Here is an 18,892-nt window from a genome sequence, read left to right on the forward strand (position 1 = left end):
CGTTGCATCAAAAATTCATAAGGCGTAAAGATCGGCCAGGGTCTTGACGACGGCACGGGCCTCCTTGCCTTGCAGGGAGTAGTAGATCGTTTGCGATGAGCGCCGTGTCGCGACCAGGCCTTCTCGACGCAAGATGGCCAGATGTTGTGAAAGGGCCGATTGACTCAGCACCAACCTTGCATTCAATTCCGAGACCGACAATTCCGAATCGTCGAGCAGGCACAAAATACGCAAACGGTTCTCGTTGGCCATGGCCTTGAGGAGGTTGGTGGCATGGGTCATGGCGCCGTCGCCTTTATCGAGAAGTTGTGTGGCGGGCTGAGGGGTACTCATTGATACGTCTCCTAAGGGTAACGATACTCCACGCCGCGTCGACTGCTTGCGCTTGCGCCCCATCATCGTGAATCGGCGATAAGGTGGAGAACGATGCCTTGTGATAGCTATCGGCAGCACCCTTTATTGTCGTTGAATAAAACTTACTTCCTCTTCCTGATTTAGCGAACCTTTAAGCACTTCGCCAATTCCTGACCATGACGCGTTAAACGCTAAATCATCTCGTCAAACTGAAAAATAGAATAAATAGCCCTTTTTTGTCGACAATGCCTGACTGGAATTAGTCATGCAAAGCCATGCATCGGTGGCTTTTTGCCACATCTAGCCTTTCGTATAGCGGTAAAGAAATTTTTTTGCACTAAAGTGTCAACAATGCATCACTTGCCTAGTAGCTGTGTTTATTCCCTCGACAACCATAATTACGTAGGAAAACCATGCGCGCGTACCATGCCGAGCACCAACGCTCCATCGATCAACCCGACGATTTCTGGAAAGAGCAGGCCAAGCGAATCCCTTGGTTCAAGCCACCGGAAACCATACTCAGCTACGATGATCAGAATCATGCTCGCTGGTACGACGACGGCGAGCTGAACACGTGCTACGTGGCACTGGACCATCATGTTGCATGTGGCCGTGGCGAACAGCCGGCCATCCATTGGGACTCGCCGGTATCCGAACAACGGCGTACCCTGACGTATCGTGAGTTACGCGACGATGTGGCCAGGTTCGCCGGTGCACTGGCCGGGCTGGGGGTGGAAAAAGGCGATCGCGTCGTCATCTACATGCCCATGGTCCCCGAAGCGTTGATCGCGATGTATGCCTGTGCCCGTCTGGGAGCCGTCCATTCGGTGGTTTTCGGGGGGTTCGCCGCTCATGAGCTGGCGGTGCGTATCGATGATGCCGAGCCTCGCGTCGTGATTGCCGCCTCTTGCGGGATCGAGATCGATAGGGTACTGCCTTACAAGCCGATTCTCGATCAGGCGTTGAGCCAGTGCCGGCACCGGCCGACGGCGTGTGTCATCCTGCAGCGCGATCAGGCCAAGGCCGAGCTCGGCCCCATCGACCATGACTGGCAGAGCCTGGTCAGCTTTGCCGACGCCGTGGACTGCGTTCCCGTCCGCGGAACGGACCCGCTATATATCCTCTATACATCAGGCACCACCGGCAAACCCAAGGGCGTGGTACGAGACAATGGCGGCCATGCCGTTGCATTGCACTATTCCATGCAGCACGTCTATGGCATGACCCCGGGCGAGGTGTTTTTTTCCGCTTCGGACGTGGGGTGGGTGGTAGGGCATTCCTACATCATCTACGCCCCGTTGATCTACGGCTGCACCACGCTCATCTACGAAGGGAAACCCGTCAAGACGCCGGATGCCGGCAGTTTCTGGCGGCTGATTTCCGAGTATCGCGTCAAGGCCTTTTTCACGGCCCCAACGGCATTCCGCGCCATCAAGAAAGAGGATCCGGACGGGGTGATGCTGGAAAAATACGATATTTCCTGCCTGCGGGCCCTGTTTCTTGCCGGAGAACGGCTCGACCCGCCCACCTTCCATTGGCTCGAGGATCTGTTGAACGTGCCGGTCATCGACCACTGGTGGCAGACCGAGACGGGATGGCCGATTGCGGCCAATCTGCAGGGACTCGATCCGATGCCCATCAAGGCGGGATCGGCCACGGTCCCTGTGCCAGGCTTCGACGTTCGGGTTCTCGACAGAAGTGGAGAGCCTGCCGGCCCCTGCGAACAGGGGAACGTCGTCATACGAGAACCCATGCCGCCTGGCTGCCTGGCCGGGATCTGGCGTGATCCGCGACGTTTCCATAGCGCTTACATGGCCGCCTTTCCCGGCTATTATCTGACCGGCGACGCTGGCTACTTCGATCAGGATGGTTATCTCTTCGTGATGGGGCGCACCGACGATGTCATCAATGTCGCTGGCCACCGGCTTTCCACCGGCGAGATGGAAGAGATCGTAGGCTCCCATGCCGCCGTTGCCGAGTGTGCCGTCATCGGTATCCAGGATGCGCTTAAAGGACAAGTCCCGTTGGGCCTGGTCATCGCCAAGGATGGCTTCGATGGCGACACCGACAGGCTCGAGCGTGAACTCGTGTCCTTGGTGCGTGAACAGATCGGGGCAATTGCCTGTTTCAAGCAGGTACTGGTGGTTTCCCGCCTGCCAAAGACCCGCTCGGGCAAGATCCTGCGCAAGCTATTGCGCACGATCGCCGATGGCGAAACGTTCGCCATGCCTTCCACGATCGACGATCCGGGCAGTTTGCAGGATGTGCACGACACGATGATCGATCGCAATATCGGCGATGCGCATAAGGCTCGTCTACGTTGAAGCGAGGGGAGGTCGGATTCTGAGAGCCCAGGCATTTTTTGCCATTGGGCAGGTAGACAGGCTTTCTGTATAATGCCTCGCCGCTTCAGCCATTAGACCCCACGAGGGTTCCCTCACCCCTCGCAAGCCAAAAAAGGACATGCATGCTCTCGCTGACCGATACCCAATATCGTCGCTGCCTGATGGCTCTGGTAGCGTTCCATATTCTCGTGATTGCTGCCAGCAACTACCTGGTACAGCTGCCGTTTACTCTATTCGGAATGCATACCACCTGGGGCGCTTTCAGCTTCCCGTTCATCTTCCTGGCGACCGACCTGACCGTCCGCCTGTTCGGCAAGGGCCCGGCACGCGCTATCATCGCGCGTGTCATGCTGCCTGCCTTGGTCATTTCCTACGTTTTATCGGTAATGTTCGAAAAAGGCGAGTTTCGTAGCTTTGCGGCGCTAGGGGAGTTCAACCTGTTCGTGGCACGCATTGCCCTGGCCAGCTTCATGGCCTATGTGATTGGACAGTTGCTCGATATTCAGGTATTCGATCGCCTGCGTCGCAATGCCCACTGGTGGGTCGCGCCGGCCGTTTCTACCGTATTCGGCAATCTGGCCGATACCTTTGCGTTTTTCGCAATCGCCTTCCATCAGGGGCCGGACGTTTTCATGGCTGCCCACTGGGTGGAAATTGCCTGGGTGGATTACGCCATCAAGTTGACGGTTTCCCTGCTACTGTTCCTGCCCATGTACGGATTGCTGCTGGGCTGGCTGATTCGTCGTCTGCTGAGTTGGGGAGCCAAGCCGTCACCCGAAGGAATCTGACAAGGAGTCGAGATGAGCGAACCTCTCGCATTGCACTATCAGGACAATGGATCTGGCGACACGCTGCCATTGGTCGTGCTCCACGGCCTGTTCGGCAGCGCCGACAACTGGCGTTCGCATGTCAAGCAATGGCAGGAACGACGACGCGTCATCGCCGTTGATCTGCGCAACCACGGTAGATCTCCCCACGCGCCTGCCATGGATTATGCATCGATGGCCGAGGATGTCATCGCCCTGCTGGACACCCTGGGTATCGAGCGCTGCGACCTGCTCGGCCACTCCATGGGCGGCAAGGTAGCGATCAGTGTGGCACGCCTTGTCCCCGAGCGACTGGCGTCGCTGATCGTCGCCGACATCGCGCCGGTTGCATATCGTCACGGCCATGACAGCATCTTTGCCGCCATGCGGCGCGTCGAGGAAGGGCGGCCGGGCTCGCGCAAGGAAGCCGACAGCCTGATGGCCGAGCATGTCGAGACGCCGGCAATACGCATGTTTCTGGCCACTAACTTGGTGCGCGGAGAGGATGGTGGCGTGATGCATTGGCGTGTCGGGCTCGACGAAATCGAGAGCGCCTATTCCGATATCGTCGCAGAACCGGCAGGCGAGGGCACGTTCGATGGTCCGTCACTGGTCTTACGAGGCTTGCACTCCGACTACGTAACCGATGAGCTGTTGCCGCGTACACGAGAGATCCTGACACAGGCCGATATCGTGACGCTGGACGCTGGCCATTGGCTGCATGCCGAAACGCCGGAGGCGTTTCAGACGGCAGTCAACGAGTTCCTGAATCAGCGTCCGAGCTAACCCCCGTCCCTCAAGGGGTGGATTTCGAGCGTATCGTCCTGCCTGGCGAGAAAGCGATTGAGGATCTTGTAGGTATCCACATCGAATCTGGGCGTTTGCGTTTCCAGCGCTTTCAGGTCGTCGCTGTCGAGCGATTCGACCGAGCCCAGGTAGCACCAGTGATCGACGATATGCCAGGTTCGCTCGTTGGCTTGGCCGAGTTCACCGAACGCCACACGTCCTGGCCAAGGCCATTGCTGAATGCGTAATCTCTGCAGGGCCTCGCGTGCCCGTCCGGCATGCGAGGCCAGCGACTCCTCACCGCAGCAGACTCCGCGGCAACGGCGCAACTGGTGATCGAAGCAGCGTCCTTTGCCACGAATCAGCCCCAGTGTCTGGGCGCACAATTGGTGGTCCACGGCGATTTGCTTCAAGGCATTGATCGCATCGCGTCGCGAACGAAACAGGCCATACAACGCTTGTGCGGAGGTCGACAGATCCTGCTGGTCGACCAGCCAGGGTGCATCGCTGTCTTCTGGCCAGCTCCAACTGACCAGCCTGCTGCGACGGCGCAGCAGGCGATTGTGTACCGGCATCAATTGCTTGATGAGCTGGGCTTCAAGCAATTGTGCCCCCAGGTCGCCGGTAGTTTCCCGCCATTCGATGTCATGGATCTGCTGGACCAGGCGCATCTCCTTGTCGTTGCGCAAGTCATTGCTGAAGTGGCTGAGTACTCGAGAACGGAGATTGACGCTTTTGCCGACATATAGGACGGCACGATTTTCGCCATAGAAAAGGTACACGCCTGGATGCTCCGGCAAGTCGGTGAGCCGCGTCGGATCCAGGTGGGCCGGCAGACTGGCCTGACGCATCTGTGCCTGGATCAGCTCCGCAATCGTCGACGCTGAATGCTGCTTGTGCCAGCTATGCCATAGTGCAATCAGGGCGCGGGTATCGCCTTCGGCGCGATGCCGGGATTGCGACGCCAGAGCGTGTCTCTTTATCAGCGCGTCGAGATTGTGATGGGCATGTTGCGGAGCGAGGCGTCGTGACAGCTTCAGTGTGCACAGCGAGCGTGCCGTATAGTCCAGGCCGGCACGCGCAAACTCGTTACGTAGAAAACCGTAATCGAAGCGAGCATTGTGCGCCACGATGATATCCCTGCCCAACCAGGCGAAAAACTCGTTTGCCAATGCCTCGAACGACGGCGCATCGCTGACCATGGCATCGTTTATCCCGGTCAATTGTTGAATATGGGGGGGAATGCCGGTTTGGGGATTGACCAGCGTGACGTAACGATCGATCACCTCGCCATCAACCACACGCAGTGCCGCGATTTCCGTTATGCGGTCCCGCGTCGTACGTGTGCCGGTGGTTTCTAGATCGAGAAAAACAAGCGGTATATCGTTCATGCGACCTTGAAGGCATACCTGAGAGCAATCCCAGGGATGATGATTGGAATACTTGCCGGTCTAGCCGATACGAGTGGTTACGGCCTAGTCGCCCTGGCTTGGCTATCTGACTGGGCTATGGCCGCGTTACGTCAGTAGCCAGCCGGTTGGCCGGTGTCCGGTGCTCTATCAGACCTTGCTGAAGAAGATAAGTTTCGAGTCGTTGATAACGCTGCATCTGCACCGCGGCCGGGCGCAAGGCAAGATAGCGTATGGCGTCGGGCCAGGCTTTTGCATTGGCTTCGGTATCCAGGCTAGGCTCGGCAGTCCTTACCAGTTCCCAGGCCGCTTCCGGATGATTGATCAGCCATAGCGTGGCCTGCTCGAGCGCATCGAGAAAATACCGAATATCGCGCCGGTGCTGCTGCAGAACGTCGCGGTTGGCAACCACGATCAGTTCGTCATAGATAGGAAGATCCGTTTCAGTGAGGGGAAACTCGATGACCCTGACGCCTGCTTCTTCCAGCTGACGCGACGTTACATGTCTCAGCGCCCCGATGACCGCATCGACATCGCCATCTGCCAGGGTCGTGTTGAGTCCGAAGTCGATACGCTGGAGATCCACATCCCTGGCAGTCAGTGCATGTTTGTCCAACAACCCGTCGAGCAACAGCTGCGCAGGCATCTTGAAGACATAGCCCACCTTCTTGCCCTTGATCTGAGCCAGGGAATCGAGGCTGGCGTCCTGACGCACCAACAGCGTCGCCAGCGGCGCCGGTACCAAGGTCCCTACACGAATCAGAGGAAGCCCCTGATCTTCCAACAAATGCAGACGGGGCTGTGAGGTCAGGGCGAGCTCGACGTGTTGGGCCGCAACGAGCTTGGGTGGCACGGTCGGATCGGCGGGCTGGATCAACGTGACGTCCAGACCCGCTTGCTTGAAAAGATCGCGTTCGCGAGCGACGACCAGTGCCGCATGATAAGGCGTCAGGTACCAATCCAGGGCAACACGCAACGGACGTGCAGGCGGAGGCACGATAGGCTCGGGTTCGCCAGTAATGACCTGAGGACTTGAGATCGGCATGGCGTCCGTGTCGCCATCGCTCGCCTTGCCATTGGAAGGCTGCAGGCCGACCACCGTTTCGGCGGCCTGTAGCGCTGCCTCATCCAGCGTCTGGTTCGCCCCGATCCCCACGGCGGGGATCATCCCGCTCATGCCCAGAATGAATGCCAACGCCACGGGCAGAGCCCGTTTTACCCCATGTTTCATGCCTACCTCATCAATGGCGCTGCAGCCAAGCGGCCGTTTAGTCTAGCTTTTGTCGAAAGGAAGAGACCAGCTTTGTATAGAGATCGTTCTGGCGCTTATTCAACGGGTCGCTTCCACTTCGATGCAGCCATGCGGCTTCGTGAGCGTTTCGGTGTTGTGGCATACTACCAGCCGATACGCTGACGGCTCCGCCATGGATAGCATCAACACCCTCTTCATTCTCACTGGTTCGCTGATTGCGCTGAGCGTGATCGCAAGTCGACTGTCATCGCTGTTCGGGCTTCCCTTGCTCGTGATCTTCCTCGCCTTGGGAATGCTCGCCGGGGAAGACGGTATTTTGGGAATCGAGTTCGACAGTTATGGCCTAGCCTTCATCATCGGTCATTTGGCCCTGGCGATGATTCTGCTCGATGGTGGCTTGCGCACACGGTTGAAGACCTTTCGGGTAGGGCTCAAGCCCGCGCTCTCCCTTGCAACGCTAGGCGTTTTCTTCACTAGTGGAATCGTCGGGGTGTTTGCAACCTGGGTCTTCGATCTGACCCTCGTTCAGGGCTTACTGGTAGGGGCTATCGTGGGCTCCACGGATGCTGCTGCCGTTTTCTCGATGTTACGTGGCCAGGGGGTCAACCTCAACGAGCGCGTCGGTGCCACACTCGAGATCGAGTCCGGCACCAACGATCCCATGGCTATTTTCCTAACCATCACGTTAGTCGAAGTTCTCACCGGCGAGATCGGTGGCCCCGTCGATACGCTATGGCTTTTCATGAAGCAATTCGGGCTTGGCCTGGCCATCGGTATTGGAGGAGGATGGCTCGCCGGCAAACTGCTACGCTGGCTGGACCTCGCTCCTGGCCTGTATTCGCTGCTGGCGTTGGCCTTGGGCTTCTGCGTGTTTGGACTGACTAGTGCCTTGGGCGGCAGCGGCTTCCTGGCCATTTATCTGGCGGGGCTCATGATCGGTAACCAGCCAGGACGCCATCTCAGCTTCATACTTCCCGTTCATGATGGCCTGGCCTGGTTGAGCCAAATAGGCTTGTTCTTGGTCCTAGGCATGCTGGTCACACCGTCGGACATGATCGAGTATGCATGGCTCGGCGCGCTGCTCGCTGCGGTATTGATTTTCGTTGCACGTCCTCTGGCCGTCATCCTCGCCGTCAAGCCCTTTTTCAATTTCCGCTGGCGAGAGGTAGGCTTCATCTCGTGGGTGGGCCTGCGTGGCGCAGTGCCTATCGTGCTTGCGATTTTTCCCGTCGTTGGCGGTGTCGAAAATGCTGCCCTGTACTTCAATGTCGCTTTCTTCGTGGTCTTGATGTCGTTGATAGTGCAAGGCACGACCTTGTCTTTGGTGGCAAATCGGTTACGCGTGACCGTACCTTTCCAGGTAGAGCCCGACAGGCGCGGACCATTGGGCATCCTTCCCGATAACGATTATGAAATGTTCGTCTATCGCGTGGACAACGAAGCGTTGGAAGACGTACCGATACGACTATTGAGGTTTCCTTCCGGCGCTTTGATCTCAGCACTGTTCCGGGAGCACACCATGCTTCACCCCAAGGGAAGTACGCGCTTGCGGCTGGATGATCTGCTGTGCGTGATTGGCCGGCCCGCCGACTTGCCTGCGCTGAACCGCCTTTTCAATGGCGATGCAAAACTCAAGCGCGAGCGAGCCTTCTTTGGCACGTTCACTCTCGACGGGGAAGCCATAATGGCGGATGTCGCCAGTGCTTATGGCTTGACGTTAAGCCCGGACGAGAAGGAAATCACCTTGGGCGAGTTCGTCTCGCTACGTGTGGGGGGGCATCCGGTGGTAGGCGATGATATCGACTGGCACGGCATCCAATGGGTAATCAGTGCAATGGAAGGCAACAGAGTCACCAAAGTGGGGCTGCGTCTGTACCACTGACATTAGCCAATCATACTCGGTCGCCACCCACTCAGGTGGCGACCGAAGCTGTAGAACGTTGCGTTAGCGCTTGGCATCTGCGCCAGGCGCTTCATCTCTTTGCAAGTACTGATGAACGGCTTGCGGCGTATGCTGTTCCAACCAAGCCGCCATGGCTTCTTCCTCACGGAGGATGCCTTCACAAATACGCTTGGTTTCCGCATCGCCGGCTTCTTCTGCGGTAGAGATCAGTACACGGTACGAGGCAATTTCCATATGTTCGAAGGTATAGCTGGCAATGCACCCCTTGACGATTTCATCGCCGCTGAACATACCGCCTGCGGCTTGACCCATGGCGGTCATCTTGCCGGTAGTATCCTTGACGGTTGAAGGGCTCTCGTCATAGCGGGCCAGACAGGCTTCCAGTTGCTTGCCCTGGTTGACAGTCTCTTCTATGTGCTGCTCGATCCGCTGCTTGATTTCCGGATAGTTTTCGATGCGGCCAGCTTGCGCTTTCAGCATCTGTTCTGCCTGTTCCTCCATGGCATGGGCATCACGCAACCATTCCACCAATCGCTTCTCTGCCGCTTTCATATTACTCTCCCTAGCTTGTCAACTTCCTTCATCGGCGAATGCAATCCAGAAGCACGTTCGGATTGCGACGACTCGATACACCATAGATGAAACTGGCCAGGATAGAGCGCCATTTCGCTGACGCCGCCACCCTAACTTAAGCCTAAGTGCAGGCAGAGAACGCCGGGATGGCAAGTAATATTGTGTACCTCAATGTGAACGAACATCGCCTGAACTTGTATATTCGAAACGCCAGGAGAGAGTATGCCGAGAAAAGTATGTATTAGGCTGACACTTGACGATGAAACTCTGCACATCCCCTATGAGGCGGAGAGCTACACCGAAGGCACCATCCATCCCTATCGTCCGTTGGTCCAGGCTCCCGAGCAGATAGCACTCATTCCTGAGCTCGAAGGGCAGCCTGCCTTGAGAAAGCTGCTTGAAGCCATCAATGCACCGGGTGGTATGTTCGAATCCGTCAGAATCGATACCAGCTATCATGACTATGATGGACAGTTGGCTCATGTCGTGGCCGTTGGCATGATTTTTCGCGATCGCACATGGTTTCAGAATTTCGATCGTTGCCTGATTTTTGCAGGGCGACTACTCGAAACCTTGCACGACAATGAACTATTTTGCGCTAATGAGGATGTGGCCCAGCTTGAGCTGCAACGCACCGTCCTTCGCGAAGAAGGTATACAGGGTTGGATCATGGACTTGTTCTTGATGGGGCAAGGCCAGGATCGGCAAGCATGCGATGCTGATCTGGCTTCGCGCTGTCGCGCCTTGCATGGGCTATTGCATCATCCATGGTTTACCGAAACGATCTTTGAAGCTAAACCGTAAAGGAACCGACGCCGACGACAAGGAGGCACTTCATGACTCATACCGCACGAGTCGAGCCGATCAAGGAAGATCGCGGGGAACACTATCTCATTTCAGGATGGCGTGTCGTAGACGTCACCACGCCCGACAGCCCGCGAGAAATTTCGCGCCACGAGAGCGAGCCTGAAGCTATCGAGGCTGCAAGGGAATTCGAAGCTAGCACTTCTTGGGAACCGGGATCGGACCCGGACGACAACCAGGATTACGACAGTTCCGATCTCACTGACCGAGAATCCAGTCCCTGACTGGCTCACGGCAAGGCCGAATGCATTATTGCATTCGGCCTCGGCGTTATTCATTCCGATATTGCGGATTACCGGGATTGGATTCTTCCAGTTCGATATCGCCGGGATCGAGCTCCAGTACAGTACCGATCTGACTGGCGATCTCGGCGTCACCAGTGTCGATGGGGTAGAGCATACTGGGATCGATGCCGAACTCATCCATCATGTCATTGCCGTTTTCATCCTCAAGCGTAATGACTTGGAAAGTGCCATCTGGGGTATTGGCATCCCCGGTTTCGTAATCCTTCTGGATCAGGAATGTCGGCATATGAAGCTCCTTGATGCATGCTGACGCCGAAGGCATGTTCGGGCCAGGCATTGATTTCCCTTGACTGCCGACTTACTCGTGCCGGCACCACGTGGTAACCGTTATCAAGATAGCCAAAATATTCAATGCGTTAGGCTAGGAAATGTAATTTCTTACAACAAGCGCAGATAGACATGAATAGTGCATACCTGGACTCGGACGCGCAGAGCGACCGAGTCGTCAGAGGTAAGCGATCAGCGGATATCGTAGCTGCAGCCTCAATATCCGTTCGATATCAGGCTTCTGTCGCCATATCTTGGGTTTGCGGCTGCCTGGCTGCCTCGAGTTGACGCTGCATCTCACGGAGCTGGCGTTCGGCAGCCTCGGCTCGACGGCGCCAGTCATCGCGTTCGAACCTTAAACTCATCAGTTTTTCGTGCCTTTCATCGAACATGCCGTTCATGGGGCTACCCTGCGTTGGTCATGATGATTGACCGGTACTTAGCAATCCGTACCAGGTCTTTAATTGATTCGCCTAATGTACATCGGCACGGAAGCCGTCCTCTTGAGTCAGACCTTGGTATGGAAATGCATGCCGCATGCGAGAAAGGGCCTCTCGCTCCCGACCCTAACCGCTATAGTCAACTGAAGTCACGCCACCGCAACGCAACGTTACGAAAGGCGCTATCAGCACAGCAGTTCAGAACGGGGAAGGGCAGTGAATCATTCGAGACGGCATTTTCTCTACAACCTATTCCGAACAGGAGCGGCGATCACAGCGGTTCAACAAGTATGGGCGGGTGAGACCAATGCAATGTCAGCCCAGACTACGGACACAGCGAGCCGGTCTGCGGATTCAGAGAGTACACGCATGGATCGGCAAAGTGCCGACATCTCGCATGCCAAGGTCCGGACCGTGACGGGACCGCAGCCGCTGCACGCTGCACTCGACACCAGAGTGATCAGCGTGGACACGCTGGAATGCCTTAGGAGGCTCTCGAGCATACATTTGAAGACGGGAGTCAAGGTATGGGTAGATGGCTACCACACCCCTGGCGATGGCGGTGGCGGACTTTTTTCGCTGGTCACGGAAACCGGCGAGCAAGCCGATGACATCATCTACGTGACCGGAACTGGCCAAAAGCTCTGGCGGCGTGATCAACAAGGATTTTTTACCAGTGCACAGGCCGGAATCAGGCGGGATGGCACCCGTGAGGATAAGGCTATCCAGAAGGCCATCAATGTCGCTTTCGATCGCAAATTACGCTTTCATCTCTCTCCCGGCGCACATACTCATGGCAGCATGATCGTCATTCCCCACGATACCGTGATTACGGGGTCTGGCATGCACGAATCCTTCTTTTACAACGATTATCTCGATTCCGGTCAGCGTGGCGTGATCGTAGGGACTTATGGACCTGCCAATAGCTATATTCCGGCCTACCACCCAGAGCACGTCTATGCATTATTGCGCATTACGGAGAATCGCCTCTACTTGAACGGCGCACTGGACTTCAAGCTGGGAGACATTATTGGAATCGAGGGCAATCGGCGAGTTCGCGACACGAACCTGTACTCGCCCAACCAGATCAATGAAGTGGTAGGCGTCAATAAAGATCACATCGTTCTGAAGTATTCCATCGATGACGACTATCATGGCGGCAGGGCGATTCGTCTCAATCAGCCCAAGCTACCTAAAGGCAACACACTCGTTGATGCAACAGGCAGGAAGTGGAACCTCCACGTTTCCGTGAATACTCGTATAACGGATGTCGGTTTTCGACAAAAAGCGGGATTCAGATGGCCGGCAGTCAATTTGAGTACCTATAAGACTGTATTCGAAAATTGCTCTTTTGGCTCGGAGGAAGGTTACACAGCGGTATCCGGAAATCCCGTTGCCAGAACATCTTTCAACAATTGCGAGTTTCTCTATTCAAGGAATGCCTGGGAGTTCGCTTACTATTCTCACGACACGGAGATCACTGGCCCGAGCATTTCGAGATCCAAGGGCGCTCCCCCGGAACCTGGGGATTACGTCTGTCACGCGAATACATCCGAAGGTGCAAAGCGCATCCATATCACTGGCGGGCACCTGAACGATGGGGGACCCAGCGATAGCGGTACCACCGCGTTGCAAACCGGACCTGAGTCCTCGGTTAGGAACTTCACGATCAATACCTTTGGTCGCGGCGTCTGGGGAGATGCATTTGCAACCATGTCTGGGTGCACCATCACCTGGGGGCAGGAGTTCGGTATAGCCGGCTTCAGTCATGGCTATGCCAATGGCAACGTCATTGTTTCTCAGGAAGAAGCCAAGGGAGCAAGCATCATCGTGGATAAAGGCGAATTCCACGCCAACGTATTGCGCAGTTTTGATGGCTCGAAGCGAAGCGTAGACGTTTTAAGAGCGGTTAATCGCCACCAAGCTCACACAGACGAGGATGGCAACAAGACCTTCAAGTCCACACCTATTTTTTATAGCGCTTATTCTAATAGCCTGGATGCCATGGACGGCCAAGTCGTAATAGGCTCGCTGGAAGTTCCTGTCGGCTCGATAGCGAATGACAGTATCGTCATTTTCGAGACAATGATCGAGCTACCTACCCAAGCGAAGATACTTTTGCTAATCAATGGCACTACAATACACGAACTGGACCACGATGAAGGCACTGTGGGGTTGAACGGCAAGATCATATTCGCATCAGGCAATGGCATGGACGACAAATACTGCCGATTATTTATGTCGACAACCACTGGACTCTATCAGGCTTTGAGCTTGGATACGGGCATTGCGTGGGCTCAGGCCGAAAACATTGAGCTCAAAGTGGCAGGTCTTCAAAAGCAGGCGTTACGTCGGCACTACATTAGAATTGAACGACGCTTCGACATGGGATGACGAACAGATTGCTCGCCTTCGGCTCGTTGCACACCCCTGTCGGCAAGCTACTGAGCGTTACATATCCCTTTCTCGTTTCCAGGGGTTGCGCTCAGTATCCGATGCCTGCTGGATCTCTTGGCGCATGTCCCAATCTGGAAGCGAATCCACCTGCACGTCGTCGTCTTGGGGCGTTAGGATTACGAATAGTGCTGCTGCTCCGACGAGCAGGATGATCAGCAATGCGACCTGTCTCATGACTTCTATCCTGCGCTGGCTTTTTTGTAATGTTCTAAGTCAGCTTAGGGTATAAGCACACACATGTCAGTTACGTTTGGACCGCACGGCCAGCGCCTCGCTTACTCTTTAATGACTTTCCGTTTCGATAATGGCGGAGCGCCTATCTCCCCGCAGGCACAGCAATGCACCAGTAGGCAGCTGCCATCATCGGTGAGAGATAATGAAGCAGGGTGGTCATCTGTCTCCGTCGCTAACCGATCCGTTCTGAAGGCGTCGAAGGGGTCCATGAGCCATAGGAAGGCTCGTCTCCGTCCCTTGAATTGATGATGATTATCCCGACGACGACGCCAACGAACAGAATCAAGAGCAAAACGAGAGGCTTCACGGGGATCCTCCTTTGAACGGCGTTACCAGGCTGTACGGACGAAAGGGTTAGGCGGCAAGACTAAATGATAGCCACCTTGTCCGCTTTTGCATTCCAATCCATGTGTCGCGTGTGTACCGGTACCTTCTGTTTCGCAAATGGAATGCGCGCTTGGCGCAATGAGAAAAATTCATTAAGACCTTAGTCTTACTCTATTTCCCTGTGCTGCTTCTCCGCAGTATGCCGAGCGCACACTCAGCTACGCGTTACAGCGCAGACCTACCGAGGTACGGCAAGACGATTCAATGGCGGATCATCGAAGCGAGAGAGCAGTCTGAGAGTAGGGCGAGTCAGGCAGTGGTGTGGAGAACAAGCGTTTAAGCACCGGGACGCGCAAAGCTCTATAACGGGTATCGTTATAGACGTTATAGAAACGGGATTTTTTGGGGTTTCGTCTCAGCGGGCGGGGTGACGTAAGTCATTGCTGAGAAAGTAAAAAGTGGCGGAGGGACAGGGATTCGAACCCTGGAAGGGCGTTAACCCTTGCCGGTTTTCAAGACCGGTCGGTTTCATGCCATTTATCCTTATGATTCAGATATTTAGATAGTGTGGGGGTAACGCTTTTGCGTTGCACCGGCACTCAAACGGGGTGATTACCCCTCATTTCTCGGTCGCTTCTATTGCACTGATTTCGTCGTCGAGAAAGGCGTCGGCACCCAGCGCGGACACCTGCAGCACCTGCTTGGCGCGCAGATAGATTTCAGTCGTACGGCGATCACTGTGCTGCAGGTTGGCCTGAACGTCGAGGCCCTGCTGCTCAGCATCGGTGGCATGCTTGGCTCGCAGGTCATGCTCCGTGAAACGGGCGATACGTCCTTCCTTGATCGCCTTGCGCATACCGTATTGCCAGCGGCTATGGAATCGATCCTTGTCGTAGGGCGTGCCCAGGCGCGTGCAGAAGAGGGTGGCTCCCTGTCGGCCCCGAGAGAGGTTGTCGGCCTTGATCTCTGTCACCAGCCGACGCAGTTCGTCGTCCCAGGGAATGATAGCCTGCTTGCTGGCCTTGCTCGTGCGCAAGTGGATGCCATCCGCCTGTAGTTGATCGAGGCGAAGTGCCAAGAGATCGGCCTGGCGAAGCCCAGTCTTGTACTTGAGCAAGGCGTAGCGGCGCACCCAGGGCGAGGTGTACTTGAGGAAGCTGCGGAACTCGCTATCCGTGACATAGCGATCCCTGACGCGCGGCTTGAACTTCTGCACGGGGTCGGCGGGGTTGTGTTCGCAGACGCCCCAGCGCTGGCCGAAGCGGAAGACATGCTTGAGCAGGGCCAGTTCATGATTGGCCTGGGTCTTCGACTGGGCGCCCCGGGCATCCATGAAGCTGTAAACGTCGTGCACCGTAATGTCTTCCGGTTCGCACTCGCCAAACACCAGGCGCAATCGCTTGAGCTCCTGGCGGTTCGACTTCCTTGTCGCTTCACTCTCCTTGCGCGGAATGATCTCGGCCTCGTAGCGATCGAACAGCCGGCCCATCCCTGCCTTTGGAAACAGCCTCTCTTCCCAGCGCTGGAACTCGGCACGCGCCTCGTCCTCCGTGACGCCCAGGCGGATCCACGACTTGCCGACCAGGGCTTTCTGGCGATCATTGCACATGAACCGCCAAGCCCCTTTACGCCAGTAGACGCGCGGTATCCCGATCTTGCTCATCGACTCAGGGCTCCAATGTTCGGCTTCTTGCGTTCCGTGTTGGCTGCCCCGAGCCCGCAGAACACTTCCTCGACGTGTCGGCGCCCGACCAGGGTGTCGCCGGCGGCGTTGACCTTCCAGCGAATGCCCAGGCTGTCGAGCGTCTCGCGCTGCTCCTTGCCGCGCCTGCGTCCGGTGAGCTGCTCAAGCTCTTCGGGGGTCAGAAACAGTGCTTCCATCGCCATGATGACCTCTAGCTTATTGACCTGAAAGGGACCGGCAGGGCCTGCGAACCCTGGCGGCCGGCAAAAAAGAAACCGCCTCGTGGGCGGTTTCTTTTATTGTTGCTTACTGAACAATATATAAATAGTTATATTACTTATTATCGTTATTTTTTGGTGTTTGTTTGATTTTTTTCACTCTCGTTTCTACTGTGTATTTCGTACCATATGGTAGACGCGAAAACACTAAGCGTTGTAGATATAAGAAGGAGCAGTGCATAAATAAAAAATAGATGCCCAATGAACCAAAGCGGTGTGCTAATCATGCTTTCGGAGGTCAAGAACTTTGAGCTGAATAGCGCCGCAATAATCAGGCTTAATGCTTGGACTAATATGAAGTGTACAAAATTTGCGTTTATAATGTTGAAGGCAGATTGCTCCTCATTTTTATCCTTGGTGGCTAGAAACTTATGAAAAGACTCGGATCCGAACCCAAGGAGTATTGCATAGCCACCCAGGGAGAAACCCAGTAAATTTGGCATTACCGATATTACCATATCCCACCAACCTTCTTGGCTCCAAACACTATAGAAAAAAAGGTTTAGAGCAACCGCTATATGTAATATTGGTGAAGCAAGAATGGCTGCCAAGCCACCATAGCCGCTCCAATAATCACTGAGATTTTCAAATAATCCTTTGTAATTATCAGCAGAGTTAGCCTTCCAAGTTTTAATCCATGTCAATATCTTAGACATATTAGTCTCCGATCAGAAGGCTGAATAGCTTAATTGCCCCCTCTCTAAAGGCACTAAGCGGAAGGTGTGTTTTGGGATCGTAACTGTGGGGCTCATTGAGAGGCTTGTCTTTTGTAGAGGCGGTTATTACCCTTCCCAAATGGTTTTTTCCATGGCTTATTACTTCGCCATCCGAGGTCGCAAGCTTAGCTAACTCGATGGTTTCTTTGTCAGGCTCAAGAGATTTGTCCTTAACTGAAGATAACTTTTGTTCGAATTTACCAGCGTTCTGGCTGTCCAGCTTCTCAAGCATTTTTCTATTAAAAGAGCTGGTATTAGCATCAGGGTTTGGTCTTGTTATTTCAATATACAACCTGGACATGAATGAGATGGAAAGAACTTCATCAAGTGCACCATGTTTAGCCTGTGGAATGACATGCACTTCTTCAAGATTTGCTATTACATCTTTTTGGCTAAAAATAGTTTCAAATATTCTTTTTAGAGACGAAACGCCCAGAGACTGACCATCTGTGTTTTTTGATTCGAAGAATAATCTATGTTTGTTTACAAAAAAGATATACTCATATTTTCTAAAGCTTGGCTTGAGATGTTGGGGTAGCTCTATTTCCTTTTTTAAATCATCGCTAACTGGCTCGTTTGTCTCTGTGTTTAGCCAATCTTCAGTCGGGTCAAAGTCCACAAAAGTGTAAATCTGACCTGTAATTACGCGTCTATCATAAAGAGTCTTTTCATGGGTGCTTCCTAACAAAGCATAACGGTTGCCATGATAGTTTACCGGTTTCTGTAAACTGATAGCTCTCTCAAATAACTGCACATACGAATCAGGCGAGTGTGGGTGAGTTTTGATATTTAAGCCTGAGATTCTGATGGTTTTTAGCACTGGCCTTGTCCCTTGCATTTTTGGTATGACGAAGCCAATATTATCTTATGGCTCAATTTGCCTCTAGGCGTAATGCGCAACGCATCCTTAATGCGAGACGGTCAATGGAGCGGTTACAGTCAAATCTGACCTCGTTGGAGGAATAAGGGGCACATTACCTCCCAGCCCCTCGACCAGCATGTCGATCGCGCCACCCAGCGCGCCGACCATCAGCGCGAAGTCCGTCTCAAGCCGCAGGACAGGATCGTCGCCATCATCGGTCTGGCTGGCCTCATCGAGGAGAGCGTCGGCAAACCTCAGGCCCTTCAGAGCCAGGTCATCGCCCAGTACAAGCGACACCTGTTCGTCGATAGTCATTGCCAGGCGCGTGACTTGCCGGCCGGCATCCAGGCAGACATGAACTTCTTCGCCGTCAAGATCCAGTTGCTTGCCCCGAACGACACTCTCGTCGCCACTGACTGCCTTGATCTCCACCTGGTTGCCCAAGGACAGCCAGGCAGGGCGCTTTTCCGGTTCATTGAGCCATTCCGTCATGGCCCGGCTGGGCGTCGTCTTCGTGGCCAACGGTGTGACTTTCAGGCTACCCAATGTCTGCCGCAGCAAGTCGAGTACGTCCTCAGCACGCTTGCGGCTGGAGGCATTCACGGCGATCAGGTTGCGCGAGCTGTCCCACCACAGATCGAAGCGCCACGAGCGCACGAAGGCGCGGGGCAAGAACTCTTCATAAACCTGCTCTTTCAGCGCCTGCTTTTCCTTCCGGCGAAGCGGGCGGCCTTCTGCCTGCTCGATCTCGGCGGCACGCGCCTCGACTTCTTCCTTGACCACCGAGGCGGGCAACAGCCGCTCCTGCCGCTGCGCCGACAACAGGCGCTGACCGTTCACTTGATGGACGAAGGCCTCGCTGCCGCGCCCGGCCGGAGCAACCCAGCCCATGCGCTTGGCTTCGGCACTGCCCAGCGGGCGGAAGGCCTGTTCTTGGAGCGCTTCGTTCAGGACGGGCAGGGCGAGGGCGACCGCGTCATGGACGCGGTAGAGGTGTAGGGTCTTGAACCACATGGTTAGGCCTCCAAAA

The 18,892-nt window shown here is 55.1% G+C and carries 19 protein-coding genes; 7 read left to right on the forward strand and 12 right to left on the reverse strand.

What is annotated here, in order from left to right:
- Positions 1 to 15: 15 nt before the first annotated feature.
- Positions 16 to 333, reverse strand: a complete 318-nt coding sequence (locus tag MHM84_RS00920) for a metalloregulator ArsR/SmtB family transcription factor (RefSeq protein WP_239261468.1) — start codon at positions 331 to 333, stop codon at positions 16 to 18.
- A gap of 434 nt (positions 334 to 767) precedes the next feature.
- Here MHM84_RS00920 and MHM84_RS00925 point away from each other — a divergent pair, with 434 nt between their 5' ends.
- The 3 genes from MHM84_RS00925 (at position 768) to MHM84_RS00935 (ending at position 4,291) form a co-directional block, all read left to right on the forward strand.
- Positions 768 to 2,678, forward strand: a complete 1,911-nt coding sequence (locus MHM84_RS00925; protein ID WP_239261470.1) for a propionyl-CoA synthetase — start codon at positions 768 to 770, stop codon at positions 2,676 to 2,678.
- Between the two features lie 143 nt (positions 2,679 to 2,821).
- Positions 2,822 to 3,487 carry a 7-cyano-7-deazaguanine/7-aminomethyl-7-deazaguanine transporter gene (locus MHM84_RS00930; RefSeq protein ID WP_239261472.1) on the forward strand — a complete coding sequence of 222 codons (666 nt, stop codon included), beginning with the start codon at positions 2,822 to 2,824 and terminating at the stop codon, positions 3,485 to 3,487.
- 12 nt (positions 3,488 to 3,499) lie between these two features.
- Entirely contained in the window at positions 3,500 to 4,291 is a 792-nt protein-coding gene (locus tag MHM84_RS00935) for an alpha/beta fold hydrolase (RefSeq protein WP_239261474.1), read from the forward strand.
- Here MHM84_RS00935 and MHM84_RS00940 read toward each other — a convergent pair.
- Together MHM84_RS00940 and MHM84_RS00945 are read right to left on the reverse strand one after the other, a co-directional pair.
- The gene (locus tag MHM84_RS00940) at positions 4,288 to 5,682 is read right to left on the reverse strand and encodes a 3'-5' exonuclease family protein (RefSeq protein ID WP_239261478.1); all 1,395 of its coding nucleotides are present in this window, start codon (positions 5,680 to 5,682) and stop codon (positions 4,288 to 4,290) included. The genes MHM84_RS00935 and MHM84_RS00940 overlap by 4 nt on opposite strands.
- A 115-nt stretch (positions 5,683 to 5,797) precedes the next feature.
- Positions 5,798 to 6,931 (reverse strand): ABC transporter substrate-binding protein, encoded by a 1,134-nt coding sequence (locus tag MHM84_RS00945; RefSeq protein ID WP_239261480.1) that lies wholly within the window; start codon positions 6,929 to 6,931, stop codon positions 5,798 to 5,800.
- Positions 6,932 to 7,124: 193 nt separating this feature from the next.
- Between MHM84_RS00945 and MHM84_RS00950 the strand changes: the two genes are divergently transcribed.
- Positions 7,125 to 8,834, forward strand: coding sequence for a potassium/proton antiporter (locus tag MHM84_RS00950; protein WP_239261483.1), 1,710 nt, complete (start codon positions 7,125 to 7,127; stop codon positions 8,832 to 8,834).
- Positions 8,835 to 8,897: 63 nt separating this feature from the next.
- Here the strand turns inward: MHM84_RS00950 and MHM84_RS00955 are convergent, their stop codons facing one another.
- Positions 8,898 to 9,407, reverse strand: a complete 510-nt coding sequence (locus MHM84_RS00955) for a ferritin-like domain-containing protein (protein ID WP_239261486.1) — start codon at positions 9,405 to 9,407, stop codon at positions 8,898 to 8,900.
- A gap of 243 nt (positions 9,408 to 9,650) precedes the next feature.
- Between MHM84_RS00955 and MHM84_RS00960 the strand changes: the two genes are divergently transcribed.
- Positions 9,651 to 10,232: a hypothetical protein gene (locus MHM84_RS00960; protein ID WP_239261489.1), complete on the forward strand. Its 582-nt coding sequence runs from the start codon at positions 9,651 to 9,653 to the stop codon at positions 10,230 to 10,232.
- Between the two features lie 32 nt (positions 10,233 to 10,264).
- Positions 10,265 to 10,516: a hypothetical protein gene (locus tag MHM84_RS00965; protein ID WP_239261492.1), complete on the forward strand. Its 252-nt coding sequence runs from the start codon at positions 10,265 to 10,267 to the stop codon at positions 10,514 to 10,516.
- Between the two features lie 46 nt (positions 10,517 to 10,562).
- Here the strand turns inward: MHM84_RS00965 and MHM84_RS00970 are convergent, their stop codons facing one another.
- Complete coding sequence (locus tag MHM84_RS00970; RefSeq protein WP_239261494.1) at positions 10,563 to 10,823, reverse strand: hypothetical protein; 261 nt, start codon at positions 10,821 to 10,823, stop codon at positions 10,563 to 10,565.
- 274 nt (positions 10,824 to 11,097) lie between these two features.
- A complete protein-coding gene (locus tag MHM84_RS00975) occupies positions 11,098 to 11,265 on the reverse strand; it encodes a hypothetical protein (protein ID WP_239261496.1) in 168 nt (55 codons plus the stop codon).
- Positions 11,266 to 11,673: 408 nt separating this feature from the next.
- Between MHM84_RS00975 and MHM84_RS00980 the strand changes: the two genes are divergently transcribed.
- Positions 11,674 to 13,698, forward strand: a complete 2,025-nt coding sequence (locus MHM84_RS00980; protein ID WP_239261498.1) for a hypothetical protein — start codon at positions 11,674 to 11,676, stop codon at positions 13,696 to 13,698.
- A 57-nt stretch (positions 13,699 to 13,755) separates the two neighbouring features.
- Here MHM84_RS00980 and MHM84_RS00985 read toward each other — a convergent pair whose 3' ends face one another.
- The 6 genes from MHM84_RS00985 to MHM84_RS01010 form a co-directional block, all read right to left on the reverse strand.
- Entirely contained in the window at positions 13,756 to 13,935 is a 180-nt protein-coding gene (locus MHM84_RS00985; protein WP_239261500.1) for a hypothetical protein, read from the reverse strand.
- Between the two features lie 1,006 nt (positions 13,936 to 14,941).
- Complete coding sequence (locus tag MHM84_RS00990) at positions 14,942 to 15,985, reverse strand: tyrosine-type recombinase/integrase (protein WP_239261502.1); 1,044 nt, start codon at positions 15,983 to 15,985, stop codon at positions 14,942 to 14,944.
- Entirely contained in the window at positions 15,982 to 16,209 is a 228-nt protein-coding gene (locus MHM84_RS00995) for a DUF4224 domain-containing protein (RefSeq protein ID WP_239261504.1), read from the reverse strand. The genes MHM84_RS00990 and MHM84_RS00995 overlap by 4 nt, the downstream gene beginning before the upstream one ends.
- 143 nt (positions 16,210 to 16,352) lie before the next feature.
- A complete protein-coding gene (locus MHM84_RS01000) occupies positions 16,353 to 16,940 on the reverse strand; it encodes a hypothetical protein (protein WP_239261506.1) in 588 nt (195 codons plus the stop codon).
- Position 16,941: 1 nt separating this feature from the next.
- The gene (locus MHM84_RS01005) at positions 16,942 to 17,820 is read right to left on the reverse strand and encodes a DUF4747 family protein (protein ID WP_239261508.1); all 879 of its coding nucleotides are present in this window, start codon (positions 17,818 to 17,820) and stop codon (positions 16,942 to 16,944) included.
- A gap of 87 nt (positions 17,821 to 17,907) precedes the next feature.
- On the reverse strand, positions 17,908 to 18,876 hold the full coding sequence (locus MHM84_RS01010) for a recombination-associated protein RdgC (protein WP_239261510.1): 969 nt from the start codon (positions 18,874 to 18,876) through the stop codon (positions 17,908 to 17,910).
- Positions 18,877 to 18,892: the final 16 nt, after the last annotated feature.

The sequence above is a fragment of the Halomonas sp. McH1-25 genome (genome assembly GCF_022348165.1).
Lineage (GTDB): Bacteria > Pseudomonadota > Gammaproteobacteria > Pseudomonadales > Halomonadaceae > Modicisalibacter.